Source organism: Flagellimonas sp., assembly GCF_965215805.1.
In the GTDB taxonomy this organism is placed as follows: Bacteria; Bacteroidota; Bacteroidia; order Flavobacteriales; family Flavobacteriaceae; genus Flagellimonas.
In genome coordinates, this window is the sequence record NZ_OZ244124.1 from 2,489,540 (window position 1) to 2,514,489 (window position 24,950).

Annotated in this window: 24 protein-coding genes and 5 tRNA genes; 27 read left to right on the forward strand and 2 right to left on the reverse strand. The window is 42.0% G+C overall.

Annotated features, from left to right (window positions below):
* Positions 1–23: 23 nt before the first annotated feature.
* The gene (locus ACOOE0_RS10995; protein WP_420398974.1) at positions 24–656 is read right to left on the reverse strand and encodes an NAD(P)H-dependent oxidoreductase; all 633 of its coding nucleotides are present in this window, start codon (positions 654–656) and stop codon (positions 24–26) included.
* Between the two features lies 1 nt (position 657).
* Positions 658–1,104, reverse strand: coding sequence for a MarR family winged helix-turn-helix transcriptional regulator (locus tag ACOOE0_RS11000; protein WP_420398975.1), 447 nt, complete (start codon positions 1,102–1,104; stop codon positions 658–660).
* 132 nt (positions 1,105–1,236) lie between these two features.
* Here ACOOE0_RS11000 and ACOOE0_RS11005 point away from each other — a divergent pair, with 132 nt between their 5' ends.
* The 27 genes from ACOOE0_RS11005 to rpoC all read left to right on the forward strand — a co-directional run bounded on the left by ACOOE0_RS11005 (position 1,237) and on the right by rpoC (position 24,715).
* Positions 1,237–1,791: a TlpA disulfide reductase family protein gene (locus ACOOE0_RS11005; RefSeq protein ID WP_420398976.1), complete on the forward strand. Its 555-nt coding sequence runs from the start codon at positions 1,237–1,239 to the stop codon at positions 1,789–1,791.
* Positions 1,792–1,797: 6 nt separating this feature from the next.
* Positions 1,798–2,415 (forward strand): thioredoxin family protein, encoded by a 618-nt coding sequence (locus ACOOE0_RS11010; protein ID WP_420398977.1) that lies wholly within the window; start codon positions 1,798–1,800, stop codon positions 2,413–2,415.
* 74 nt (positions 2,416–2,489) lie between these two features.
* On the forward strand, positions 2,490–2,801 hold the full coding sequence (locus ACOOE0_RS11015) for a rhodanese-like domain-containing protein (protein ID WP_420398978.1): 312 nt from the start codon (positions 2,490–2,492) through the stop codon (positions 2,799–2,801).
* A 2-nt stretch (positions 2,802–2,803) separates the two neighbouring features.
* Positions 2,804–3,313: a DinB family protein gene (locus tag ACOOE0_RS11020; RefSeq protein WP_420398979.1), complete on the forward strand. Its 510-nt coding sequence runs from the start codon at positions 2,804–2,806 to the stop codon at positions 3,311–3,313.
* A gap of 21 nt (positions 3,314–3,334) precedes the next feature.
* The gene (locus ACOOE0_RS11025; protein ID WP_420398980.1) at positions 3,335–4,615 is read left to right on the forward strand and encodes a DUF2851 family protein; all 1,281 of its coding nucleotides are present in this window, start codon (positions 3,335–3,337) and stop codon (positions 4,613–4,615) included.
* A 71-nt stretch (positions 4,616–4,686) separates the two neighbouring features.
* Positions 4,687–4,914: a PspC domain-containing protein gene (locus ACOOE0_RS11030; RefSeq protein WP_138839391.1), complete on the forward strand. Its 228-nt coding sequence runs from the start codon at positions 4,687–4,689 to the stop codon at positions 4,912–4,914.
* A 1-nt stretch (position 4,915) separates the two neighbouring features.
* Complete coding sequence (locus ACOOE0_RS11035; protein WP_420398981.1) at positions 4,916–5,923, forward strand: potassium channel family protein; 1,008 nt, start codon at positions 4,916–4,918, stop codon at positions 5,921–5,923.
* A gap of 85 nt (positions 5,924–6,008) precedes the next feature.
* Positions 6,009–7,625, forward strand: a complete 1,617-nt coding sequence (locus tag ACOOE0_RS11040; RefSeq protein WP_420398982.1) for an alanine/glycine:cation symporter family protein — start codon at positions 6,009–6,011, stop codon at positions 7,623–7,625.
* A gap of 9 nt (positions 7,626–7,634) precedes the next feature.
* Positions 7,635–8,495 (forward strand): ComEA family DNA-binding protein, encoded by an 861-nt coding sequence (locus ACOOE0_RS11045; protein ID WP_420398983.1) that lies wholly within the window; start codon positions 7,635–7,637, stop codon positions 8,493–8,495.
* A 34-nt stretch (positions 8,496–8,529) separates the two neighbouring features.
* On the forward strand, positions 8,530–9,669 hold the full coding sequence (locus ACOOE0_RS11050) for an acyl-CoA dehydrogenase family protein (RefSeq protein ID WP_420402215.1): 1,140 nt from the start codon (positions 8,530–8,532) through the stop codon (positions 9,667–9,669).
* A 68-nt stretch (positions 9,670–9,737) separates the two neighbouring features.
* Positions 9,738–9,932, forward strand: a complete 195-nt coding sequence (rpsU, locus tag ACOOE0_RS11055; RefSeq protein WP_073181465.1) for a 30S ribosomal protein S21 — start codon at positions 9,738–9,740, stop codon at positions 9,930–9,932.
* Between the two features lie 92 nt (positions 9,933–10,024).
* Positions 10,025–10,915 carry a tyrosine-type recombinase/integrase gene (locus ACOOE0_RS11060; RefSeq protein WP_420398984.1) on the forward strand — a complete coding sequence of 297 codons (891 nt, stop codon included), beginning with the start codon at positions 10,025–10,027 and terminating at the stop codon, positions 10,913–10,915.
* A gap of 57 nt (positions 10,916–10,972) precedes the next feature.
* Positions 10,973–11,275, forward strand: coding sequence for a ribosome hibernation-promoting factor, HPF/YfiA family (gene hpf / locus ACOOE0_RS11065; protein WP_138839381.1), 303 nt, complete (start codon positions 10,973–10,975; stop codon positions 11,273–11,275).
* Positions 11,276–11,376: 101 nt separating this feature from the next.
* Positions 11,377–11,450, forward strand: a tRNA-Thr gene (locus ACOOE0_RS11070).
* Positions 11,451–11,472: 22 nt separating this feature from the next.
* Positions 11,473–11,555: transfer RNA gene (locus tag ACOOE0_RS11075), tRNA-Tyr, on the forward strand.
* 133 nt (positions 11,556–11,688) lie between these two features.
* Positions 11,689–11,761, forward strand: a tRNA-Gly gene (locus ACOOE0_RS11080).
* Positions 11,762–11,858: 97 nt separating this feature from the next.
* A tRNA-Thr gene (locus ACOOE0_RS11085) sits at positions 11,859–11,930 on the forward strand.
* A 47-nt stretch (positions 11,931–11,977) separates the two neighbouring features.
* Entirely contained in the window at positions 11,978–13,165 is a 1,188-nt protein-coding gene (gene tuf / locus ACOOE0_RS11090; protein ID WP_420398985.1) for an elongation factor Tu, read from the forward strand.
* A gap of 70 nt (positions 13,166–13,235) precedes the next feature.
* A tRNA-Trp gene (locus tag ACOOE0_RS11095) sits at positions 13,236–13,308 on the forward strand.
* 100 nt (positions 13,309–13,408) lie between these two features.
* Positions 13,409–13,597 carry a preprotein translocase subunit SecE gene (gene secE, locus ACOOE0_RS11100; protein WP_138839377.1) on the forward strand — a complete coding sequence of 63 codons (189 nt, stop codon included), beginning with the start codon at positions 13,409–13,411 and terminating at the stop codon, positions 13,595–13,597.
* A 6-nt stretch (positions 13,598–13,603) separates the two neighbouring features.
* The gene (nusG, locus tag ACOOE0_RS11105) at positions 13,604–14,155 is read left to right on the forward strand and encodes a transcription termination/antitermination protein NusG (protein ID WP_138839375.1); all 552 of its coding nucleotides are present in this window, start codon (positions 13,604–13,606) and stop codon (positions 14,153–14,155) included.
* 149 nt (positions 14,156–14,304) lie between these two features.
* Entirely contained in the window at positions 14,305–14,742 is a 438-nt protein-coding gene (gene rplK, locus ACOOE0_RS11110; RefSeq protein WP_073181477.1) for a 50S ribosomal protein L11, read from the forward strand.
* A gap of 20 nt (positions 14,743–14,762) precedes the next feature.
* Entirely contained in the window at positions 14,763–15,455 is a 693-nt protein-coding gene (gene rplA, locus ACOOE0_RS11115) for a 50S ribosomal protein L1 (RefSeq protein ID WP_420398986.1), read from the forward strand.
* Between the two features lie 23 nt (positions 15,456–15,478).
* Positions 15,479–15,997, forward strand: a complete 519-nt coding sequence (rplJ, locus tag ACOOE0_RS11120; RefSeq protein WP_420398987.1) for a 50S ribosomal protein L10 — start codon at positions 15,479–15,481, stop codon at positions 15,995–15,997.
* Positions 15,998–16,051: 54 nt separating this feature from the next.
* Positions 16,052–16,435 carry a 50S ribosomal protein L7/L12 gene (rplL, locus tag ACOOE0_RS11125; protein ID WP_420398988.1) on the forward strand — a complete coding sequence of 128 codons (384 nt, stop codon included), beginning with the start codon at positions 16,052–16,054 and terminating at the stop codon, positions 16,433–16,435.
* A gap of 129 nt (positions 16,436–16,564) precedes the next feature.
* Positions 16,565–20,374: a DNA-directed RNA polymerase subunit beta gene (gene rpoB, locus ACOOE0_RS11130; protein ID WP_420398989.1), complete on the forward strand. Its 3,810-nt coding sequence runs from the start codon at positions 16,565–16,567 to the stop codon at positions 20,372–20,374.
* 42 nt (positions 20,375–20,416) lie between these two features.
* The gene (gene rpoC / locus ACOOE0_RS11135; protein ID WP_420398990.1) at positions 20,417–24,715 is read left to right on the forward strand and encodes a DNA-directed RNA polymerase subunit beta'; all 4,299 of its coding nucleotides are present in this window, start codon (positions 20,417–20,419) and stop codon (positions 24,713–24,715) included.
* Positions 24,716–24,950: the final 235 nt, after the last annotated feature.

Below are 24,950 nucleotides of genomic sequence, written 5' to 3' on the forward strand. Positions count from 1 at the left end.
TGTGCTTTAATAATAATTAGGATTTATATATGGGTAAATAATTCTTCTTTTGATTTTCTTACTTTGGCGTAGTGTTGGGTCTCATCTTCCTCTGATCTGTAACCAATAGGCAGCACCACTGAGGCATTCAAGTCTTTTTCGTCCAAACCAAGGATTTCGTTGTAGGCCTTGGCTTCAAAACCTTCCATAGGACAGGTATCGATTTTTAGCTCTGCCGCTGCTTGCATCAAATTTCCCAAAGCAATGTATACCTGCTTCATGGTCCAGCTGCTTTTGACATTTACGGGAAGATCCAACAATTTGGATTTCATAAAATCCCCATATCCCTTAAGACTTTCCTCTGGGATGTTTCTAGTGGAGCTTACGTTTTGTACATAACTATCCAATAATTCTTCACCAAAATCGGTTACATTGGCAAAGACGATTAAGTGGGATGCATCTGTAATCTGCGATTGCCCCCAAGAAACGGGCTTTAATTTTTCCCTTATTTCTGGATCTGTGATTACAAATACGTGATAAGGCTGTAGGCCATAAGAAGAAGCACTCAATCGGGTTGCTTCCAGAAGAAGTTCCAAATCTTGGTCGGAAACCTTCTTGTCAGGATCAAACTTTTTGGTGGCGTATCGCCAGGTTCTGTTTTCCAGTATATTACTCATATTAAAATTTATCTAAAAGTGTATTAAAATTATCAAGGTCTTTGGAGGTGAAGTTTTTTAAAACTTCAATTTCGGTTTGCTGCATTACCTTATCTATTTTTTTTAAAGCGGTTTTTCCCTCCTCCGTAATCATGATTTCCACCTTACGTCGATTATCAGGACAAGTGCGACGATCCACATAGCCTTTGAGAATAAGTTTGTCCACCAAACGGGTGGTGTTGCTCATTTTGGTTACCATGCGTTCGTTGATTGTGGAAAGGTTGGCAGGCTTGCCCTTTTGTCCACGCAGAATACGGAGCACATTAAATTGTTGTTCAGAAACATCATAGGGTTTTAACGCAATGGAGAATTGTTCCCTAACCTTATTGGCTACCAAGGCAAAGTGAATCATGGTTCGTGCCTTTATCGGTATTTTTATTTCTGTCTTTATGATTTCTTCAACATTCATGTTTCTACAACAATTGTATAGACAAATGTATGTGCTTTTCTGAATTCGATGTTATTTTTAACAGATAATTTTTTGTTAAAAAATAAATGAAGGATTGGGCTTTGCCTAATTTTAATGTGTAAACATCAGCAAATGAAACACTTATTGTGCTCCAGTGTCTTTTTGGTTCTTTTGATTTCTGGATGTGGCAACAAAGCAAAAACGGATACATCCATGTCCTCCAAGGAGGAAGACAAGGTTGAAGTCCGAGCACAAAACGATGAAAAGGTGAAATTTCCAGTGTATGATTTTACCGAATTCGAACCTTTGCTACATAAAGATGATGGGAAAACCTATGTTGTCAACTTTTGGGCCACTTGGTGCAAACCCTGTTTGGAGGAGATGCCGTACTTTGAAAAAGTCAACGCGGAACGAAAGGCCGATGGGGTAGAGGTTATCTTGGTGAGCTTGGATATGCCTTCCATGTGGAAATCCAGGTTGGAGCCCTACGTGGAGAAGAAAGGAATTAAGTCTGAAGTAGTGATTTTGGATGACCCCAAACAAAACGATTGGATTCCTAAAATAGACTCGGATTGGGATGGAGGAATACCAGCTACCATAATCTACAATGGGGACCAACGGAAGTTTTACGGTCACGGTTTTACATATGATGAGTTAACAGAAGCCGTGAATGGCTTTACCAAATAATAGGTCATGAAAACAATACGCAATTTTGGATTTTTAGTGCTTATCGTGCTAATGGGCGCATTTAGCGCACATACGGATTCCACAGAAGCTGGTTACGATATTGGGGATATGGCAACCGATTTTTCCTTAAAAAATGTGGATGGTTCCATGGTTTCCCTTTCTGATTTTGATACCGCCAAAGGCTTTTTGGTCATATTTACCTGCAACACCTGTCCTTATGCCGTTAAGTATGAAGACCGAATTATCGCTTTGGACAAGAAATACAAACCTTTGGGTGTTCCTTTAATAGCTATTAACCCCAACAATCCGTTCAAGCAGCCGGGAGACAGTTTTGCCAAAATGCAACAACGGGCAGAAGACAAAGGATTTACTTTTCCCTATTTGTTGGATGAAGGTCAAAAGGTATTCCCGCAATATGGGGCTACGCGAACCCCACATGTCTACGTGTTGGAGAAAACAACTGAGGGAAATGCGGTTCGGTACATCGGCGCTATAGATGATAACTATAGGGATGCCAACCAGGTGGAGGAGAAATTCGTAGAGAACGCTGTGGATGCCATGTTGGATGGAAAGGAAATCAAAGTGACCAAAACAAAGGCCATAGGGTGTGGAATAAAAGTTTAATCAAAAGAATAAAGCGATTTAGATCCGGGGTTATGCTCCGGATTTTTATTTTTGCAGAGCTTAAACTCTTAAAGATGTCAGATTTATCACAAGAAGAATGGGAAGAGCAATTGGAAAACGATTCCAATGCCTTTGTTTTGGATGTACGAACCCCTGAAGAAGTGGAGGAAGGATATATTCCAAATGCTACCAATATAGATATTTACCTAGGACAGGAATTTTTGGATGAAATTGAAAAATTGGATAAATCCAAAAACTACTACGTGTACTGCAGATCAGGTAACCGAAGTGCCCAAGCCTGCGCTATTATGAACAGTGTTGGTATTGAAAACACCTATAACCTTGAAGGAGGTTTTATGAATTGGGAAGGTGAGGTAACTGAGTAAGCATGCATTCCCATGAAATCATATCGGCATTGGAAAACAATGCGGGAGTTTTCAGGGAAACCTTATCTGGTTTGCCCCCTCAAATGCTACTATGGAAGGCGAAGCCTTTGGACTGGTGTTTGTTAGGAATCATTTGTCATTTGGTGGATGAGGAAAAGGAAGATTTCAGGGCCAGGGTTAAGCATGCCTTGGAAACTCCCACCAAATCTTTGGTGCCCATTGACCCTGAAGGTTGGTATACCCAACGTAACTATATGGAACAGGATTTTCAAGAAATGTTACAGCGCTTTTTAAACGAAAGGGCCACGTCTATCAAATGGTTAAGGGACTTGGAAAATGTCGACTGGGAAAGTTCCTTGGAGCATCCTGATTTGGGTAAGATATCGGCCCGGTCCTTTCTACTGAACTGGCTGGCACATGATTACCATCACATTCGGCAAATCAATAATCTAAAACATGCTTATTTAAAGCATACTTCTGGGGATTCCCTGACCTATGCGGGAAAGTGGTAAACATTTTCCTATTTTAGTGGCATGAAGGAAGACCTACTCCATTTTATATGGAGGTGCGAAAAGCTTCAAGGACGACCCCTCACCACAACAACCTCCCAAGACATTGTAATCAAAAACCCGGGTACGTTAAATCTGTATGCCGGCCCGGATTTTTTTAATGCTTCGGTTGAGGTTGGCGGTCAGTTATGGGCTGGTAATGTGGAAATTCATCTCAAATCTTCAGATTGGTATGCGCACCACCATGAAACAGACAGAAACTATGACAATGTAATCCTCCATGTAGTTTGGGAGGACGATATTTCCATTTTTAGAAAGGATGGAACGATAATTCCCACCCTTGAACTGAAAAACTACATTGCGCCTACGGTTCTTGAGAAGTATCAAGAATTATTTCAGCACTACAATCCGTCATTTATCAATTGCGAACGTGAATTTGGGCAATTTGATGCCTTTATGATGGAAAACTATCTGAACAGATTGTACATGGAACGTTTAGAGCAAAAATCAAAACTGATTTTGAATTTGCTCAAGCAATCCAACAATAATTGGGAAACTGTACTTTTTGTGCTGCTTACCAAGAATTTTGGCAGCAAGATCAATGGGGATTTCTTTTTTCAAAGGGCTTTGCAGCTTGATTTTTCAATCATAAGAAAGGAAAGTAGGGATGTTGGGGCCTTGGAAAGTTTATTTTTTGGCCATTTTGGACTATTGGAAGAGCAAGACTGCTCGGATGCATATTTTCTGCAACTCAAAAGTGAATATCGATATTTACAAAGAAAGTATCAGCTTGTCCCCTTGTTTGGCAAACCGGAATTCTTTGGGTTGCGCCCGGCCAATTTTCCTACTATAAGATTATCCCAACTCGCCAACTTGTATGCCAAGCACCAAAATTTGTTTTCGACCTTAGTGGAAAAAGAAAACGTAACGGATTTGTATAATGTGTTGCAGATAGCGTCCAGTCCCTATTGGAGCAACCACTTTACCTTTGGTAAGCGTTCTGGAAATAGAACAAAGACATTATCAGAAACCTTTATGGACTTGCTTATCCTCAATACCTTGGTGCCCCTCAAATTCTGTTATGCAAAACATCTGGGACAAGATTGGAGTGATGGTTTGATTGCGTTGGTATCCAACATTTCAGGAGAAACAAATTCCATCATAAAGAACTTTGCGTCCCTAGGGTCCAAGAGCCAAAATGCTTTGGAAAGCCAGGCTAAAATTCAGCTGTACACCAAGTACTGTTCAAAAAATAAGTGTTTGCAATGCAGCTTGGGTTCCCATTTATTGAATAGAAATACATAATTTTAGCGAGCTTAGGTTAACCAATGCTTTGCTTAGGACACAGGGCATTTTTTTGCTAAGACGCTAAAATCATGGGCTTGTTTTACAACACACTTTACTTTTTCCAAAAAAGGGGATTTGAGGTTTGCCGTCGTATAGCGGAGCGATTGGGTATCCGTGCAAGGGTGGTTCGTACCACCTTTATTTATTTAACCTTTGTAACATTGGGTTTTGGTTTTGCCCTATATCTTTTTATTGCATTTTGGTTGAAGATCAAGGATTTGGTCTATACCAAACGAACCTCAGTTTTTGACCTTTAATATGATAAGATTACTGCGATCCAAAATAGTCTGGGCCATTAGTTTAATGGTACTTGTATTGCTTTTTGGGGTGGTGGGCTACAAATTCTTTTCAGATTTTACCTGGATCGAGGCCGTTTATATGACCATAATTACGGTGACCACGGTTGGTTTCTCAGAGGTGAGGCCTTTGGATGCCGATGCAAAGATTTTTACTGTATTTTTAATCGTAACCAGTGTTTTCATTTTTGGTTTTGCCTTATCGGTAATAACCGAATACCTGTTGGGAAGAAATTCACTTCAAATTTTAAAACGAAAAAAAGTGAAAAAACGAATAGATGCGCTTACGGACCATGTTGTGGTTTGCGGTTTTGGTAGAAACGGAATGCAAGCTGCAGAAAGACTTAAGGCGTACAATAAACCTTTTGTGGTTATAGAAAGGGATAAGGAAGTCATTGAACGCTATGAGGATGAGGTGCTTTTTGTTGAAGGGGATGGCAATGAGGACGAAGTCTTGTTGGAGGCAGGGATTGAGCGTGCGCAATATCTGATAACCGCGGTTCCGGATGATGCCGAAAACCTGTTTATTGTGCTTACGGCCCGTCAGTTGAATGAGAAACTTTTTATTATCAGTAGGGCTTCGCAGGTAACTTCCCAGACTAAATTACAATTCGCTGGTGCGAATAAAGTGATCATGCCCGATAAGATTGGTGGCGATCATATGGCCTCTTTGGTGGTCATGCCCGATTTGATCACTTTTATGGATAAACTTTCCATGGAAGGAGAGCATACCACCAATTTGGAGGAAGTGGAAATTGAGGATTTTACGGATCAGGTGGACTGCAATTCCCTTCGCGATTTAGATCTGAGAAGAAGAACAGGATGCACCATTATTGGGTACATTGAACCTGATGGTAATTACATCATAAACCCTGAGGCAGATCTTCAATTACAACCCAAGGGAAAGGTCATTGTTTTGGGCAGACCAGAGCAGATTAGGAAACTCAACCAAATGTTTCAAATCGGTTAGTTTTATAACTTTTAAATTTGATTCCGTTGAATTTTTTTAGGATATTGCCCACTTTACATCAAATTAACATACCAAACTTCATATCATGAAATACAGAATTCCTCTGTTTTTACTACTATTTCTACCGTTTTTATCAACTGCTCAAGAAAAAGGCCTGGACGAAAGGGTCAACGATGCATTTATGCCCTTTGCCACTTGGTGGGAAGGATTCGTACTTACGTCCATCCCAATTGGGGAGTACAATATGCCCTTGGTATTGATTTTATTGATTTTTGGTGCTACTTTTTTCACTATTGTTTTCAAGTTTCCCAATATTTCCAAGTTTGGTTTGGCCATAAACACTGTTCGTGGAAAGTATGATGAGTTGGACCATCACAGTGCAGAAAAAACAGATTTGAATGTTGTTGACGGGGATGTTCATGGTACCATCAAGGATGAAAGCAAGGAGGGAGAGGTAAGTCACTTTCAAGCCTTGGCTACTGCAGTTTCAGGAACTGTTGGTTTGGGTAACATTGCGGGGGTAGCGGTAGCCATTGCCATTGGTGGGCCTGGAGCAACCTTTTGGATGATCGTTTGCGGTCTTATTGGTATGTCCACCAAGTTTGTGGAATGTACCTTGGGTGTAAAATACAGGGATGTTGGAGAAGACGGAACCGTGTACGGAGGACCTATGTACTACCTGTCCAAAGGACTTAAAGAAAGAGGCTTTACGGGCCTTGGAAAAGTACTGGCGGCCATATTTGCCATTTTATGCGTCGGAGCTTCCTTCGGGGGAGGTAATGCCTTCCAGTCCAATCAGGCAGCGGTGCAATTATCTACCATGCTAAATCTTCAAGGTGGTGCCACCGGATTTGTAATTGGGATAATCTTGGCCATTTTGGTGGGTATTGTAATTATAGGTGGAATCAAGAAAATTGCCAGCGTTACGGAAAAGATAGTTCCTTTTATGGCTGGTGTTTATGTGTTGGCATCCTTGGTGATCATCTTTGCCAATATTGAATACATCGGAGATGCCTTCGGAATGATTTTCGCCGGGGCCTTTTCCCCAGCAGCTGGTTTAGGAGGTATAGTGGGTGTGATTATTGTTGGATTTCAGCGCGCGGCATTTTCCAATGAGGCTGGAGCCGGTTCTGCAGCCATTGCACACTCCGCGGTAAAGACCAAATACCCTGCAAGTGAAGGTGTTGTTGCCCTTTTGGAGCCTTTCATTGATACCGTCGTAATTTGTACCATGACAGCCTTGGTGATCATCTTCTTTAATATGGATGCTGGAGCATTTGATTATGGAAATGCAGTGAACAGTACCGTTTTGATTACGGAGACAGGGAATTATGTTGGCGGGGTTGACCTTACTTCCATGGCATACGATTCCGTAATTCCTGGATTCAGATATGTTTTGACTATCGCTATCATACTTTTTGCCTTCTCTACCATGATTTCTTGGTCGTACTATGGACTTCAATCTTGGAAATATCTTTTTGGAAGAGGTAGAAAAGCGGATACGGCCTACAAAGTATTGTTCTTGATCTTTGTTGTAATTGGTGCTGCGGCAACTCTTGATGCAGTTATCAAGTTCTCCGATGCCATGATTCTTGCCTTGGTATTCCCAAATATGATCGGGCTGTTGTTCTTGTTCCCAAGGGTACGGGAAGAAATGGACAAATATGTGTCGGACATCAAGAATTTTGTCAAGAGCAAGTAATCCATCACTTTGAAAAAACTTAATTCCCACTTCAGATTCAATAAACAAGAACGGAGTGGGATTTTCTTTTTGTTGCTACTCATTATTGCATTGCAAGGGGTTTACTTTTATGTCAGTTCTTCTTCCAATGGGGAACCTTCCAAGTTTCTGGTTGATAACATGGAGCAATCTTGGGTAGACAGTTTGCAGCATATCCAGCAACAAAAGCCTTCCTTTAAGTTATATCCATTCAATCCAAACTTTATCACGGAATATAAAGGGTATACCTTGGGAATTGCCCCAGAAGAACTGGATAGATTATATGCCTTCAGAAAACAAGGCAAGTATGTAAACTCTGCCAAGGAGTTTCAACGAGTCACCCTGGTTTCGGACTCCCTGCTTGATGAGATATCACCTTACTTCAAATTTCCCAATTGGAATAAAAGTGCTAAATCAACCTTTACGAAGAAGCGCAATGAATCCAATAGCGTTGAAATTCTGGATTTAAACAAAGCTACCGCTCAAGACCTCAAAAAGGTAAAAGGGATTGGTGACAAGCTATCTGCTCGTATTATCAAGTTTAGGGACCGATTGGGTGGGTTCTTGGTTGAGGAGCAGCTCCATGATGTTTATGGATTGGAGCCAGAGGCTGTTGAACGCACCCTAAAGAAATTTAAGGTGTTGACCCCACCCGAAATCCGAAAAGTCAATGTGAATACGGCAACAGTTGAGGAATTATCCCGTTTAATTTATATCAGCCAAAGTTTGGCCCAGGAAATTGTTCAGTTCAGACAAGTGAATGGATCTTTTAAATCCTTGGATGATTTAGCCAAGGTGGAGACTTTTCCCAAAGAAAGGATTGATAGAATTAAATTATATTTGACCCTATAAAATTTTGCGAATGGTTACGGATACTTTGTCCACGATGAACTTTGAATATTCAGAGACCCAGAAGATGGTTGCTGAGGCTGCACGTGAATTTGCGCAGCAGTACATTCAACCTTATGTGATGGAATGGGATGAGAAACAGACGTTTCCCATAGAGGTGTTTAAAAAGGCTGGGGAGCTGGGCTTCATGGGAGTATTGGTACCGGACGAACTTGGAGGTTCTGGACTTGGGTATCATGAGTACGTTGCCATTTTGGAGGAGATTTCCAAAGTGGATCCTGCTATTGGACTTTCTGTGGCTGCCCATAACTCCTTATGTACCAATCACATTCTTTCTTTTGGGAATGACGAACAAAAGCAGCGATGGATCCCTAAATTGGCAACAGCCGAATGGTTGGGCGCCTGGGGTTTGACCGAGCACAACACCGGTTCAGATGCGGGGGGAATGAATACTACAGCGGTTAAGGATGGGGATTTTTGGATACTCAATGGTGCCAAGAACTTCATCACCCATGGAATAAGTGGTGATATTGCTGTTGTCATTGCCCGTACCGGAGAAAAAGGGGATAGCAGAGGAATGACTGCTTTTGCTGTTGAAAAAGGCACTCCTGGGTTTAGCAGTGGTAAGAAAGAAGATAAGTTGGGAATGCGGGCCAGTGAAACGGCTGAGCTCATTTTCTCTGATTGTAGGATTCCGGATGAAAATCGTTTGGGGGAGATTGGGGAAGGTTTCATTCAATCCATGAAGGTTTTGGACGGCGGAAGAATTTCTATTGGAGCACTATCACTTGGTGTGGCCAAAGGGTCATATGAAGCCGCATTGAAATATTCCAAAGAGCGGGTGCAATTTGGAAAACCCATCAGTGAATTTCAAGGGATATCCTTTAAGTTGGCAGATATGGCTACCGAGATTGAAGCCTCGGAGTTATTGTTGCATAAGGCAGCGTTTCTTAAAAATGAAGGCAAACCTGTGACCAAATTAGGGGCCATGTGCAAGATGTATGCCTCTGAGGTCTGTGTGAAAGCGGCCAACGAAGCGGTACAGATTCATGGAGGATATGGGTATACCAAGGATTTTCCCGTGGAGAAGTTCTATAGGGATGCCAAGCTTTGCACCATAGGTGAGGGGACTACCGAAATCCAGAAAGTGGTTATTTCAAGAAATATCCTCAAGTAATTTGTTCAATTCTATTTATTAGCAGTATATTTGCACTCCAAAATCTAAAAGAGAGGAGGTTGTAGCCCATGTTAATTATACCAGTAAAAGAAGGAGAAAACATCGATAGAGCTTTAAAGCGTTTCAAGCGTAAGTTTGATAAGACAGGTACCATGCGTCAATTGCGTAAAAGACAGCAATTTACAAAGCCTTCTGTAAAACGTAGAGCTGAAATTCAAAAAGCTCAATATATACAAGGACTAAGAGATCAGGAGGAAATCTAGAATCTTATTTCCGAACCATATAGAATCCCGTTGCAAAACATTGTAACGGGATTTTTGTTTTTAAATGTAATTGCAATGGGTAACTTTGATTCATGCAGCTGTCCGCTTTCATATCATATTTAAGGTTGGAGAAAAACTACTCGGAGCATACCATTACCGCCTATCAAAAGGATATTATGGAGTTTGCTGGTTTTTGTGGCGATACGTATGGGATAACCTCCATAGATGATGTGGAGTATACCATTATAAGAAGCTGGATTGTTGACCTGGTCGGCAATGGGATTTCCAATCGCACGGTAAATAGAAAGATATCGTCTTTACGGGCCTACTATCGATTTCTACAAAAGATAGGACAGCTAAATGTCTCTCCTCTGGCAAAACATAGGGCACTTAAGACCAACAAAAAGGTGGAAGTGCCTTTTTCCGAGCAGGAAATGGAGAAGATATTGTTGGAAATACCTTTTGAAGACGATTTTGAAGGGGTTAGGGACAAGCTGATTATTGAATTGCTATATGCAACCGGTGTTCGCAGGGCAGAGCTGGTCAATTTAAAGTGTACAGATTTCAATGCCTCTGGCCAAACCCTTAAAGTACTGGGTAAAAGAAATAAAGAAAGACTGTTACCGCTCTTGCCCGCTACGGTACAGATGCTCCAGGACTATTTGGTGCAGCGCAGCCAGCTTAATTCCGTTACAGATAACACCCACCTTTTTTTGACCAAGGCAGGTCTTAAAATTTATGAAACACTTGTTTATCGTACCATAAATAAGTATTTTAGTTTGGTATCCCCTAAGGTGAAAAAGAGCCCCCATATACTCAGGCACACCTTTGCAACCCACTTGCTAAATAGGGGAGCAGATTTGAATTCCGTTAAGGAATTATTGGGGCATTCCAGTTTGGCATCTACGCAGGTGTACACGCACAATAGTATAGCCGAACTCAAAAAGGTTCACTTGAACGCCCATCCCAGAAACAAGAAATAGTGGATTTCTTGAAATGTTTAACCAAGTTGCCCTGGGCAACCCTAAAAACTAAATTTTATGAAAGTAAATGCACAATCGGTAAATTTTGACGCGGATGCCAAGCTATTGGATTTCATTCAAAAACGAATGGATAAGCTGGATGTTTTTTATGATAAGGTAATAGGTTCCGATGTGTATTTAAAAGTGGAAAATACAAGCGCAAAGGAAAATAAGATAGTGGAGATCAAGTTGTTGGTGCCCCGGGATAAAATCATTGTGAAAAAGCAATGCAAATCTTTTGAGGAAGCTGTGGATTCTGCCTGTAGTTCTTTGGAAAGACAATTGGTGAAAAAGAAAGAGAAAATGAGGGCAAAAGCTTGATGAAAATTTTTGAAAATTTATTTTGATTAAAAAAATAAATATATACATTTGCAGTCCGTTAGAAATAGCGGACTTTTTTTATGTAAAAAAGGCTCTAAAAAGCCGATATAGCTCAGCTGGCTAGAGCAGCTGATTTGTAATCAGCAGGTCGTGGGTTCGAGTCCCTCTATCGGCTCGTAAGTTACTGAAAATAAGGCGGGGAGATACTCAAGCGGCCAACGAGGACAGACTGTAAATCTGTTGGTTTTCACCTTCGCAGGTTCGAATCCTGCTCTCCCCACAACAAACTTGAGGGGGCATTTGTCAAAAGGTTACTTTTGTAAGAATGTAAATGAAAGTTTAAAGTTCAATTCCAACTTGTGTTGGGATTTAAGTTGAAATATTGAATACCATTGGATGTAAAATCCATAAATGCGGGAGTAGCTCAGTTGGTAGAGCGTCAGCCTTCCAAGCTGAATGTCGCCGGTTCGAACCCGGTCTCCCGCTCTAAAGTCATTCCTGCACTTATACTGAGCCTAGTCGAAGTGAAAGCAGGAATCTCTTCCTTTAAAGGTTTTTAAAGGTAGTTGATTCAACACTTTACGCCGGTGTAGCTCAGGGGTAGAGCGTTTCCTTGGTAAGGAAGAGGTCACGGGTTCAAATCCCGTCATTGGCTCAAAACGATTTGTACACTAATATAAACTAAGATTAAAATTATTTAAAATGGCAAAGGAAACTTTTGATCGTTCCAAACCGCACTTAAATATTGGTACTATTGGCCACGTGGATCACGGAAAAACTACGTTGACCGCTGCTATTACTACCGTATTGGCTAATGCGGGCTTGTCAGAGCTTAGAAGCTTTGATTCTATCGATAATGCTCCTGAAGAAAAAGAAAGGGGTATTACCATCAACACGTCTCACGTAGAGTATCAAACACAAAACCGTCACTACGCACACGTTGACTGTCCGGGTCACGCGGATTACGTAAAGAACATGGTTACTGGTGCTGCACAAATGGACGGTGCCATCTTGGTTGTTGCTGCAACTGATGGACCTATGCCACAAACTCGTGAGCACATCCTTCTTGGGCGTCAGGTTGGTATTCCAAGAATCGTTGTTTTCTTGAACAAAGTTGACATGGTTGACGATGACGAACTTTTGGAACTTGTTGAGATGGAAGTAAGGGAATTGCTTTCTTTCTATGAGTACGATGGTGACAACGGACCTGTAATCTCTGGTTCTGCACTTGGTGCACTTAACGGTGAGCAAAAATGGGTAGATACTGTAATGGAGTTGATGGCTGCGGTTGATGAGTGGATCGAGCTTCCTAAAAGAGATGTTGATAAGGATTTCTTGATGCCTGTAGAAGACGTATTCACCATTACTGGTCGTGGTACTGTTGCTACCGGTCGTATCGAAACAGGTGTTGCCAATACAGGTGATGCAGTTGATATCATTGGTATGGGTGCTGAGAAATTGGCTTCTACCATTACTGGTGTTGAGATGTTCCGTAAGATTTTGGATAGAGGTGAAGCTGGTGATAACGTAGGTATCCTTTTGAGAGGTATTGAAAAATCCGACATCAAAAGAGGTATGGTAATCTGTAAGCCAGGTTCCGTTAAGCCACACGCTAAATTCAAAGCCGAGGTTTATATCCTTAAGAAAGAAGAAGGTGGTCGTCACACACCATTCCATAACAACTACCGTCCACAGTTCTACGTAAGAACTACTGACGTAACAGGAAACATTGGTCTTCCTGATGGAGTTGAAATGGTAATGCCAGGTGATAACTTGACTATCAATGTTGATTTGATTCAGCCAATCGCATTGAGTGTAGGTCTTCGTTTTGCTATCCGTGAAGGTGGTAGAACTGTTGGTGCCGGTCAGGTTACTGAGATCCTAGATTAAATCATATTACAATAAATATTGCACTAAAGGGTGTCCCGATAAATCGGGATACCTTTCAGTGTAAATATAAACGGGTGTAGCTCAGTTGGTAGAGCACTGGTCTCCAAAACCAGGTGTCGGGAGTTCGAGTCTCTCCTCCCGTGCAAAGCGGAAAAGACGAAAAACGTACTGGGACGAGAAGTTTATCCTGAGCGAAGTCGAAGGAAGTCTCTCCTCCCGTGCGAGAGAAAATACAAATACACTATGTTCACTTACATTAAGGAATCTTTTGAAGAATTAAAGAGTAACGTTACGTGGTTAGACAGGGAAAAGGCATCCAATCTAATGGTGATTGTGGCGGTTTTTTCAATCTTGTTTGCATTGGCCACCTGGGGAGTGGATTCCCTGTTCAGTAAGTTGATCCGTTTGTATTTTGATAACATAATAGGATAGTTGGGTATGTCTGAGGTTCTGGAGAAAAAATGGTACGTAGTAAGGGCTGTTAGTGGTCAGGAAAACAAAATCAAAGGCTACATCGAAAGTGAAGTGGAGCGCAATGGTTTTGGTGATTACTTGGAAGAAGTTCTTGTGCCTACTGAAAAAGTTGTACAGATCCGTAACGGGAAAAAAATCAACAAAGAAAGGGTTTACTTTCCTGGATATATCATGATCAAGGCCAATTTGGGTGGGGAAATGGTGCACATCATTCGCTCCATTACCAATGTAATTGGCTTTTTGGGAGAAACCAAAGGTGGAGATCCAGTTCCGCTAAGAAAGGCAGAGGTAAACCGAATGCTTGGAAAAGTGGATGAGTTGGCCGTGAACACGGACAATGTGGCCATTCCTTTTGTTTTGGGTGAAACTATCAAAGTAATTGATGGTCCTTTCAACGGTTTCAACGGAACGGTTGAGAAGATCAATGAAGAGAAGCGTAAGCTTGAGGTGATGGTGAAAATTTTCGGAAGAAAAACACCATTGGAGCTTAGTTATATGCAAGTAGAAAAAGTATAGATTCAAGATGGATGGAACCAAGAAACAAGACAGTGAGCAGTCTTGAATCTTGTCACTAAAGGTCTTGACTCTCAAAAATAAAATAGAGCTGTTACATATATAAAGTTGTGTTGCTTCCAATTAACACACTTTCATTTTAATTAAAAACAATGGCAAAAGAAGTAGATAAGGTAGTTAAATTACAAGTTAGGGGAGGTGCTGCGAATCCATCGCCACCGGTTGGACCCGCCTTAGGTGCTGCTGGTGTTAACATTATGGAGTTCTGTAAGCAGTTTAATGCGCGTACACAGGACAAACCTGGTAAAGTATTACCAGTTGTTATCACCGTTTACAAAGACAAATCGTTTGAGTTTGTTGTAAAAACACCACCCGCGGCAGTTCAATTGTTGGAAGCAGCTAAGATTAAAAAAGGATCTGGCGAACCTAACAGGGTTAAATCAGGTAGTGTTTCCTGGGATCAGGTAAAAGCAATCGCTGAAGACAAAATGGTCGATTTGAATGCGTTTACCGTAGAATCTGCAATGAGTATGGTTGCGGGTACTGCAAGATCTATGGGACTTAAAGTAGCTGGTAAAAGACCTTTTTAAAATCTTAAAGCAATTTAATAATGGCAAGATTGACTAAAAAGCAGAAAGAAGCCCATTCCAAAATAGATAAGAACAAGCTCTATTCTTTGGAAGAGGCATCAGCTTTAGTAAAAGAAATAACCAATGTAAAGTTTGACGCTTCCATTGACCTTGCAGTTCGTTTGGGTGTAGACCCAAGAAAAGCAAACCAAATGGTGCGTGGCGTGGTTACCCTTCCTCATGGAACAGGTAAAGACGTAAAAGTTTTGGCATTGGTGACCCCGGATAAGGAAGCGGAAGCCAAAGAGGCTGGAGCTGACTTTGTTGGGTTGGATGAATATTTGGATAAAATTAAAGGCGGTTGGACCGATGTTGATGTAATCATCACCATGCCAAGCGTTATGGGTAAACTAGGTCCTTTAGGTAGAGTTTTGGGGCCAAGAGGTTTAATGCCCAATCCAAAGACCGGTACCGTAACTATGGATGTGGCAAAAGCTGTTTCCGATGTGAAGGCCGGTAAAATTGATTTTAAAGTGGACAAAACAGGTATTGTACACGCAGCAATTGGAAAAGCTTCCTTTTCCGCTGATAAAATTGCAGGTAACGCCAAGGAATTGTTGGATACTTTGGTAAAAATGAAGCCTGCTGCTGCAAAAGGTGTTTATATGAAGAGCATCTATTTGTCCAGTACCATGAGTCCTAGTGTTCAATTAGATCCTAAAGCAGTTTCTTAACTGGTAGTTCAATATTTATAACGATGACAAGAGAAGAAAAAGCAACCGTAATCGAAGATTTGACTGCACAGTTAGCTGAGAACGCCAATATTTATTTGGCAGATATCTCAGGTTTGGATGCTGTTGACACCTCTAATTTGAGAAGAGCGTGTTTTAAGGCAAACATTAAACTTGCGGTCGTAAAGAACACCTTGCTTGCAAAAGCAATGGAAGCTTCTGATAAGGAATTTGGAGAACTTCCCGAAGTATTGAAAGGGAATACCTCCATGATGTTTTCCGAAACCGGAAATGCACCTGCGAAACTTATCAAGAACTTTAGAAAAAAATCGGATAAACCTGTATTGAAAGGTGCTTTTATTGAAGAAGCAATTTTCATCGGGGACGACAACCTGGATGCACTTGTAAGTATCAAGTCCAAAGAGGAAGTTATTGGGGATATTATCGGATTGTTGCAATCACCGGCCAAGAATGTTATTTCTGGGCTTAAATCTGGTGGTGGAAAACTTGCTGGTATCCTTAAGACCTTATCTGAGAAAGAATAATTCGCGCACAATTAACTAAGTATATTTTAAAAATTTTATTTAAACGATAGAAAAATGGCAGATTTAAAAGATTTTGCAGAACAGTTGGTTAACCTAACAGTAAAAGAGGTAAACGAGTTGGCCGACATATTAAAAGAAGAATACGGTATTGAGCCTGCTGCTGCTGCAGTAGCCGTTGCTGGTGGTGCTGCCGCTGGTGGTGGTGAAGGTGAGGCTGCTGAGGAGAAGTCAGAATTTGACGTGATCCTTAAAGCTGCCGGTGCTTCCAAATTGGCTGTTGTTAAGCTTGTAAAAGAGTTGACCGGTCTTGGATTGAAAGATGCTAAGGACATCGTTGACAGCGCTCCTAAAGCTGTTAAGGAAGGTATTGCCAAAGATGAGGCAGAAGGTATCAAAAAATCATTGGAAGAAGCTGGAGCAGAAGTTGAGCTTAAATAATAGCTTTTACCATACAAGTTTGGTTAAGGTCTTTCCATTTTAATGGTTAGGCCTTAGCCTCTTTTAATAAGGAGTGTATAAAGCCGTACACCAACCCGCATAGTATTCACGATCAAAACTTGTCCATTGATGTTCACAAACAATACTGAAAGAGTAAATTTCGCATCCGCTAAGAACATACCGGAATACCCGGATTTCTTGGACATTCAGATTAAATCCTTTCAAGACTTTTTTCAGCTTGAAACCAAATCTGACGAAAGAGGAAATGAAGGTCTCTACAACACCTTCATGGAAAATTTTCCAATCACAGACACTAGAAACCAGTTTGTTCTAGAATTTCTAGACTATTTCATAGACCCACCAAGATATTCCATCCAAGAATGTATAGAGCGTGGGCTTACCTATAGCGTTCCATTGAAAGCGCGACTAAAATTATACTGTACCGATCCAGAGCACGAAGATTTTGAAACCATCGTTCAGGATGTGTATTTGGGAACCATCCCTTACATGACTCCCAGCGGAACTTTTGTGATCAACGGGGCAGAGCGGGTAGTTGTTTCCCAGTTGCACCGTTCACCAGGTGTATTCTTCGGACAATCGTTCCACGCCAACGGTACCAAGTTGTATTCTGCCAGGGTAATTCCTTTCAAAGGTTCTTGGATTGAATTTGCAACTGATATCAATGGCGTTATGTACGCTTACATTGATAGAAAGAAAAAATTGCCCGTAACCACGCTTTTCCGTGCTATCGGATATGAGCGGGATAAGGACATTTTGGAGATTTTCGACCTATCCGAGGAAGTAAAGGTTTCCAAAGCCGGTCTTAAAAAGGTGTTGGGCCGTAAATTGGCTGCAAGGGTATTGAACACATGGCACGAAGATTTCGTGGATGAAGATACCGGTGAAGTGGTGTCCATCGAGCGTAATGAGATCATCCTAGATCGTGATACCGTTCTTGAAAAAGAGCATGTGGATGAAATTATCGACGCCGATGTCAAGACTATCCTACTCCACAAGGAGAATAATGCGCAATCTGATTACGCCATTATCCACAATACCTTGCAAAAAGACCCTACCAACTCTGAAAAGGAAGCGGTAGAGCATATCTATAGACAATTGCGTAATGCCGAGCCGCCAGATGAGGAAACTGCGCGAGGTATTATCGATAAATTGTTCTTCTCTGACCAACGTTACAACCTAGGTGAGGTAGGTCGTTATAGAATGAACAAGAAATTGGGTCTTGATATTGGAATGGACAAACAAGTTTTGACTAAGGAAGATATCATTACCATCATTAAATACTTGATAGAGTTGATCAACTCCAAAGCGGAGATTGATGATATCGATCACTTGTCCAACCGTCGTGTAAGAACAGTAGGCGAGCAATTGTCATCTCAGTTTGGTGTAGGTTTGGCTCGTATGGCACGTACCATTCGTGAGCGTATGAACGTACGTGACAACGAGGTATTTACCCCGATTGACTTGATCAACGCCAAGACTTTGTCTTCGGTAATCAATTCTTTCTTCGGAACCAACCAGTTGTCCCAGTTCATGGATCAGACCAACCCGTTGGCCGAGATTACGCACAAGAGAAGATTGTCCGCATTGGGGCCAGGAGGTCTTTCCCGTGAAAGAGCCGGTTTCGAGGTACGTGACGTTCACTATACCCACTACGGAAGACTTTGTCCTATTGAAACTCCTGAAGGACCGAACATTGGATTGATTTCTTCCCTATCAGTATTTGCCAAAGTAAACCCAATGGGCTTCTTGGAAACTCCATACCGTAAGGTGGAAAATGGAGTAGTGAACACCAAGGAATACAGTTACCTAAGTGCTGAAGAAGAAGAGGGGATGAAGATTTCCCAAGCCAACATCCCTATGGATGAAAAAGGGAAAATTCAGGATGATAAGGTAATTGCAAGGGAAGAAGGTGATTTCCCGGTTGTAGATCCATCAGAAGTGAACTACACGGATGTTGCCCCTAACCAAATTGCATCCATTTCCGCTTCATTGATTCCGTTCTTGGAGCATGATGATGCGAACCGTGCTTTGATGGGATCAAACATGATGCGTCAGGCGGTTCCATTATTACGACCACAATCCCCAATCGTTGGTACCGGTCTGGAAAGACAAGTGGCCACGGATTCCAGGGTATTGATCAATGCCGAAGGTGATGGTGTTGTGGAATATGTGGACGCACAGAAAATTACCATTAAATACACAAGATCGGAAGAAGAGCGCTTGGTAAGCTTCGAGGAAGATTCCAAGACCTACGATTTGGTGAAGTTTAGAAAGACCAACCAAGGTACCAGTATCAACCTAAAGCCTATTGTTAGAAAAGGCGATAAGGTAAAAAGAGGACAGGTACTTTGTGAAGGATATGCCACTGAAAAAGGCGAATTGGCCTTGGGTAGAAACATGAAGGTGGCCTTCATGCCTTGGAAAGGATACAACTTTGAGGATGCGATCGTGATTTCCGAAAAAGTGGTACGTGAGGATATTTTTACTTCCATCCATATTGATGAGTATGCCCTTGAAGTTAGAGATACCAAATTGGGTGCGGAGGAATTGACCAACGATATTCCAAACGTTTCCGAAGAGGCAACCAAGGACTTGGATGAGTACGGTATGATCCGTATCGGTGCCGAGGTAAAGCCTGGTGATATCTTGATAGGTAAGATTACTCCAAAAGGGGAATCCGATCCAACTCCGGAAGAAAAATTACTGCGTGCCATCTTTGGTGACAAGGCGGGTGATGTAAAAGATGCTTCCTTGAAAGCTTCTCCTTCCTTGAGAGGGGTGGTGATTGACAAGAAGTTGTTCTCCCGTTCCATCAAGGACAAGCGTAAGCGTTCCGAGGATAAAGAGGCCATTTCAAGATTGGAAATGGACTACGAAGTGAAATTCCAACAGTTGAAGGATATCTTGATCGAGAAATTGTTTGGCTTGATCAATGGTAAAACTTCACAAGGGGTAATCAACGATTTGGGTGAAGAAGTACTTCCAAAAGGAAAGAAATACACCATTAAAATGTTGAATGCCGTGGATGACTTTGCTCACTTGGTTGGTGGTAGCTGGACAACGGATGACAAAACCAATGCATTGGTGGCCGACTTGTTGCACAACTACAAGATCAAGTTGAACGACATCCAAGGTAACCTACGTAGAGATAAGTTTACTATTTCTGTTGGGGATGAACTTCCTGCGGGAATCATGAAATTGGCCAAGGTATACATCGCCAAAAAGCGTAAGCTTAAGGTAGGTGATAAAATGGCGGGTCGACACGGTAACAAAGGTATTGTGGCGCGAATCGTTCGTCAGGAGGATATGCCGTTCTTGGAAGATGGAACACCAGTGGATATCGTATTGAACCCACTTGGGGTACCTTCCCGTATGAACATTGGACAGATTTACGAAACTGTTCTCGGTTGGGCAGGTCTTAAATTGGGCAGAAAGTACGGAACCCCAATTTTTGATGGAGCTACCTTGGAGCAGATCAATGCACTTACAGATGAGGCTGGAGTGCCAAGATTTGGACACACCCACCTTTATGATGGTGGAACAGGGAAGCGTTTTGACCAAGCGGCAACCGTGGGAGTTATCTATATGTTGAAATTAGGACACATGGTAGATGACAAGATGCACGCTAGATCTATTGGACCATACTCCTTGATCACACAGCAACCGTTGGGTGGTAAGGCACAATTTGGTGGTCAGCGTTTTGGTGAGATGGAGGTATGGGCACTAGAGGCCTATGGAGCTTCATCAACCCTACGTGAAATCTTGACCGTGAAGTCTGATGACGTTATCGGTAGGGCCAAGACCTATGAGTCCATTGTAAAAGGTGAGACCATGCCAGAACCTGGATTGCCAGAATCTTTCAACGTATTGATGCACGAACTTAAGGGATTAGGTTTGGACATCCGATTGGAAGAGTAGTAAATAATAAAGCATTTTTAATCATATCATCTCCATAGTATTATGGCTAGAATAAAAGATAATAACGCACCAAAAAGGTTTGATAAAATTTCCATCGGATTGGCCTCTCCAGAGTCCATTTTGGCAGAGTCCCGTGGTGAAGTTTTAAAGCCAGAAACCATTAACTACAGAACGCACAAGCCTGAGAGGGATGGACTGTTCTGTGAGCGTATATTCGGCCCGGTAAAGGATTACGAATGTGCCTGCGGTAAATACAAGCGTATCCGTTATCGCGGAATTGTTTGTGACCGTTGTGGTGTGGAAGTAACGGAGAAAAAAGTACGTAGAGATCGTGTGGGGCACATCAACTTGGTGGTTCCTGTAGCGCATATCTGGTATTTCCGTTCCCTTCCAAATAAAATTGGATACCTATTGGGATTACCGTCCAAGAAATTGGATATGATCATCTATTACGAAAGGTATGTGGTGATTCAGCCTGGTATTGCCAAAGGACCGGAAGGTGAGGAAATCAATAAAATGGATTTCTTGACCGAGGAGGAATACCTGAACATTTTGGAATCCATTCCAGCAGAAAACCAGTATTTGGAAGATACGGACCCTAACAAGTTCGTGGCTAAAATGGGTGCTGAATGTTTGATTGATTTGTTGTCCAGAATCGATTTGGAAGAGCTTTCCTATCAATTGAGACACAAAGCGAACACAGAAACCTCCAAGCAACGTAAAACAGAGGCACTGAAGAGACTTCAGGTTGTTGAAGCTTTGCGTGAGTCCCAAAACAACAGGGAAAACAACCCAGAATGGATGATCATGAAAGTGGTTCCCGTAATTCCACCAGAATTACGTCCGTTGGTGCCGTTGGATGGTGGTCGTTTCGCAACTTCCGATTTGAACGATCTATATCGTAGGGTAATTATCCGTAACAATCGTCTTAAGCGATTGATGGAGATCAAGGCCCCCGAGGTGATTTTGAGAAACGAGAAGCGTATGCTACAGGAAGCTGTAGATTCCTTGTTTGATAACACAAGAAAAGCTTCTGCTGTAAAAACAGAATCAAACAGACCATTGAAATCCCTTTCTGATTCCTTGAAAGGTAAGCAAGGTCGTTTCCGTCAGAACCTTTTGGGTAAACGTGTGGATTACTCCGCTCGTTCCGTAATCGTTGTTGGGCCGGAAATGAAGTTGTACGAATGTGGTCTACCAAAAGATATGGCTGCCGAGCTGTACAAGCCTTTTGTCATCAGAAAACTGATTGAAAGAGGGATTGTAAAAACGGTAAAATCGGCCAAGAAAATCATAGACAAGAAAGAGCCTGTGGTTTGGGATATCTTGGAGAATGTCCTTAAAGGACATCCGGTACTATTGAACCGGGCCCCCACATTGCACAGATTGGGGATTCAAGCGTTCCAGCCCAAGTTGATTGAAGGTAAGGCAATCCGTTTGCACCCATTGGCATGTACCGCATTTAATGCGGATTTTGATGGGGATCAAATGGCAGTTCACTTACCCTTGGGCCCAGAGGCCATTTTGGAAGCGCAACTATTGATGTTGGCCTCCCAAAACATTTTGAACCCAGCCAACGGTTCCCCAATTACCGTTCCTTCGCAGGATATGGTATTGGGTCTGTACTATATGACCAAGGAGCGTAAATCTACCAAGGAAGTTCCAATTAAAGGAGAAGGCTTGACTTTCTACTCTGCTGAAGAAGTAGAGATTGCCTTTAACGAAGGAATGGTGGATTTGAATGCTGGAATCAAGGTTAGGGCCAAAGATTTTAATGAAGAGGGAGAGCTGGTAAACCAAATCATTCCAACCACTGTTGGACGTGTTTTGTTCAACAGCGTTGTGCCTGAACAAGCGGGTTATATCAACACCGTTTTGAACAAGAAGTCCCTTAGAAATATCATTGGAGACATTCTTGCAGTGACCGATGTTCCAGCTACGGCGGAGTTCTTGGATAAAATCAAGGCCATGGGATATGATTTCGCCTTTAAAGGAGGTTTGTCCTTCAGTTTGGGTGATATTATCATTCCGCCAGAGAAGCATGATATGATCAACGATGCCAACGATCAGGTTGATGGTATTATGATGAACTATAACATGGGTCTGATTACCAACAACGAACGTTACAACCAGGTAATTGATGTGTGGACTTCTACCAACGCCATGTTGACGGAATTGGCCATGAAGCGAATTCGTGAAGATCAACAAGGATTCAACTCTGTGTATATGATGTTGGATTCAGGTGCAAGGGGTTCCAAGGAGCAGATTCGCCAGTTGACTGGTATGCGTGGTTTGATGGCTAAGCCTAAAAAATCTACCGCAGGTGGTGGTGAGATTATTGAAAACCCGATTCTTTCCAACTTTAAGGAAGGACTTTCCATCTTGGAATACTTTATCTCTACCCACGGTGCGCGTAAAGGTCTAGCGGATACCGCTTTGAAAACTGCGGATGCTGGATATTTGACACGTCGTTTGGTGGATGTTTCCCAAGATGTGATCATCAATATCGAGGATTGCGGTACGCTTCGGGGAATTGAGGTTGAAGCCTTGAAAAAGAACGAAGAAGTAGTGGAGACCTTGGGTGAAAGAATCCTGGGTAGGGTTTCACTACATGATGTATACAATCCATTAACGGAGGAATTGCTATTGACCGCTGGTCAGGAAATTTCTGAAGCCGATGTGAAGAAAATCAATGCTGCGCCAATTGAGAAGATTGAGGTACGTTCTGCGTTGACTTGTGAGGCTCCAAAAGGAATTTGTGCCAAGTGTTACGGTAGAAACCTTGCAACCAATAAAATGGTTCAGCGTGGTGAGGCCGTAGGTGTTGTGGCAGCACAATCCATTGGTGAGCCTGGTACACAGCTTACACTTCGTACGTTCCACGTGGGTGGTATTGCAGGTAACATTTCCGAGGACAACAAATTGGAAGCCAAGTTTGAAGGTATTGCCGAAATTGAGGATTTGAGAACCGTTGTTGGAGAAAACAGCGAAGGCGAAAAAGCCAATATTGTAATCTCCAGAACTTCTGAAATCAAAGTGGTGGATGCCAATACCGGTATTACTTTGAGTACCAATAACATTCCTTATGGATCTCAATTATTTGTGAAGAACGGGGCCAAAATCAAACCAGGAACCGTTGTTTGTCAATGGGATCCCTATAATGGTGTGATTGTTTCCGAATTCACTGGGAAAATTGCCTACGAAAACATAGAGCAAGGAGTTACCTATCAAGTTGAAATCGATGAACAAACTGGTTTCCAAGAGAAGGTAATTTCCGAATCCAGAAACAAGAAATTGATTCCAACCTTGTTGATCAAGGATGGCAAAGGAGAGACCTTGCGTTCTTATAACTTACCCGTTGGTTCCCACTTGATGGTGGACGACGGTGAGAAGATCAAGGAAGGTAAGATTTTGGTGAAGATTCCACGTAAGTCCGCTAAAGCAGGGGATATTACAGGTGGTCTTCCAAGGGTGACCGAGCTTTTTGAAGCACGTAACCCTTCCAATCCTGCCGTGGTTTCCGAGATTGATGGTGTGGTTTCCTTCGGTAAGATCAAGCGAGGTAACCGTGAGATCATTATCGAAGCGAAGTCTGGCGAAATTAAGAAGTACTTGGTAAAACTATCCAACCAAATCTTGGTTCAGGAGAACGATTACGTTCGTGCAGGAATGCCATTGTCTGATGGATCTATTACTCCAGAGGATATCTTGGCGATCAAAGGGCCTTCTGCGGTACAACAATACTTGGTGAACGAAGTTCAGGAAGTATACCGTCTGCAAGGGGTTAAGATCAACGACAAGCACTTCGAGGTTGTTGTTCGTCAGATGATGCGTAAAGTACGAATTGAGGATTCTGGGGATACTACTTTCTTGGAGAACCAATTGGTTCACAAGGACGACTTCATCCGTGAAAATGATGAGATTTTCGGTCAGAAAGTTGTTGAAGATGCAGGGGATTCTGAAAACTTGAAAGCTGGACAGATTATTTCTGCCCGTGCCTTGAGAGATGAAAACTCTGTATTGCGAAGAGCGGATAAGACCTTGGTAAGTGCGAGAGATGCTGTAGCAGCTACGGCAACTCCAATCCTACAGGGTATTACGCGTGCTTCATTACAGACCAAGTCCTTTATCTCTGCAGCTTCCTTCCAGGAAACTACCAAAGTATTGAACGAAGCTGCGGTAAGCGGTAAAGTGGATACCTTGGAAGGTTTGAAGGAAAATGTAATTGTAGGACACAAAATTCCAGCCGGTACCGGTATGAGGGATTATGACAGTATCATTGTAGGCTCCAAAGAAGAATACGATGAAATCATGGCCCGAAAAGAGGAATTCAAATTCTAATAAACAAAACCCTGGCAATTGTCAGGGTTTTCTTTTTTTAGGAATTGACTTCAAACTGAGATTGGGATTTCGCTGAAATAGCTGCAAATCGAGTGAAAGTGCGTTTTGCGAAGCAAAAAAGAGCATGTAACGATTAGGTTTGTCAGCGATTTTGAGATGAAATCGCAAAAATTTCCTTGAAATCCTCTTGAATTTTTGGTTCGTTTTGTTTCAAGACAAAATGAACAGATTATTT

Excerpts from the sequence above, each read along its gene's own strand:
- rplL (WP_420398988.1), top strand. The coding sequence starts at position 16,052 with ATGGCAGATTTAAAAGATTTTGCAGAACAGTTGGTTAACCTAACAGTA.
- rplJ (WP_420398987.1), top strand. The coding sequence starts at position 15,479 with ATGACAAGAGAAGAAAAAGCAACCGTAATCGAAGATTTGACTGCACAG.
- ACOOE0_RS11015 (WP_420398978.1), top strand. The coding sequence starts at position 2,490 with ATGTCAGATTTATCACAAGAAGAATGGGAAGAGCAATTGGAAAACGAT.
- ACOOE0_RS11030 (WP_138839391.1), top strand. The coding sequence starts at position 4,687 with ATGGGCTTGTTTTACAACACACTTTACTTTTTCCAAAAAAGGGGATTT.
- ACOOE0_RS11020 (WP_420398979.1), top strand. The coding sequence starts at position 2,804 with ATGCATTCCCATGAAATCATATCGGCATTGGAAAACAATGCGGGAGTT.
- ACOOE0_RS11000 (WP_420398975.1), bottom strand. The coding sequence starts at position 1,104 with ATGAATGTTGAAGAAATCATAAAGACAGAAATAAAAATACCGATAAAG.
- rpsU (WP_073181465.1), top strand. The coding sequence starts at position 9,738 with ATGTTAATTATACCAGTAAAAGAAGGAGAAAACATCGATAGAGCTTTA.
- rpoC (WP_420398990.1), top strand. The coding sequence starts at position 20,417 with ATGGCTAGAATAAAAGATAATAACGCACCAAAAAGGTTTGATAAAATT.
- ACOOE0_RS11060 (WP_420398984.1), top strand. The coding sequence starts at position 10,025 with ATGCAGCTGTCCGCTTTCATATCATATTTAAGGTTGGAGAAAAACTAC.
- rplK (WP_073181477.1), top strand. The coding sequence starts at position 14,305 with ATGGCAAAAGAAGTAGATAAGGTAGTTAAATTACAAGTTAGGGGAGGT.
- rplA (WP_420398986.1), top strand. The coding sequence starts at position 14,763 with ATGGCAAGATTGACTAAAAAGCAGAAAGAAGCCCATTCCAAAATAGAT.
- ACOOE0_RS11050 (WP_420402215.1), top strand. The coding sequence starts at position 8,530 with ATGAACTTTGAATATTCAGAGACCCAGAAGATGGTTGCTGAGGCTGCA.
- rpoB (WP_420398989.1), top strand. The coding sequence starts at position 16,565 with ATGTTCACAAACAATACTGAAAGAGTAAATTTCGCATCCGCTAAGAAC.
- nusG (WP_138839375.1), top strand. The coding sequence starts at position 13,604 with ATGTCTGAGGTTCTGGAGAAAAAATGGTACGTAGTAAGGGCTGTTAGT.
- secE (WP_138839377.1), top strand. The coding sequence starts at position 13,409 with ATGTTCACTTACATTAAGGAATCTTTTGAAGAATTAAAGAGTAACGTT.
- ACOOE0_RS11005 (WP_420398976.1), top strand. The coding sequence starts at position 1,237 with ATGAAACACTTATTGTGCTCCAGTGTCTTTTTGGTTCTTTTGATTTCT.
- hpf (WP_138839381.1), top strand. The coding sequence starts at position 10,973 with ATGAAAGTAAATGCACAATCGGTAAATTTTGACGCGGATGCCAAGCTA.
- tuf (WP_420398985.1), top strand. The coding sequence starts at position 11,978 with ATGGCAAAGGAAACTTTTGATCGTTCCAAACCGCACTTAAATATTGGT.
- ACOOE0_RS11025 (WP_420398980.1), top strand. The coding sequence starts at position 3,335 with ATGAAGGAAGACCTACTCCATTTTATATGGAGGTGCGAAAAGCTTCAA.
- ACOOE0_RS11040 (WP_420398982.1), top strand. The coding sequence starts at position 6,009 with ATGAAATACAGAATTCCTCTGTTTTTACTACTATTTCTACCGTTTTTA.
- ACOOE0_RS11035 (WP_420398981.1), top strand. The coding sequence starts at position 4,916 with ATGATAAGATTACTGCGATCCAAAATAGTCTGGGCCATTAGTTTAATG.
- ACOOE0_RS11010 (WP_420398977.1), top strand. The coding sequence starts at position 1,798 with ATGAAAACAATACGCAATTTTGGATTTTTAGTGCTTATCGTGCTAATG.
- ACOOE0_RS10995 (WP_420398974.1), bottom strand. The coding sequence starts at position 656 with ATGAGTAATATACTGGAAAACAGAACCTGGCGATACGCCACCAAAAAG.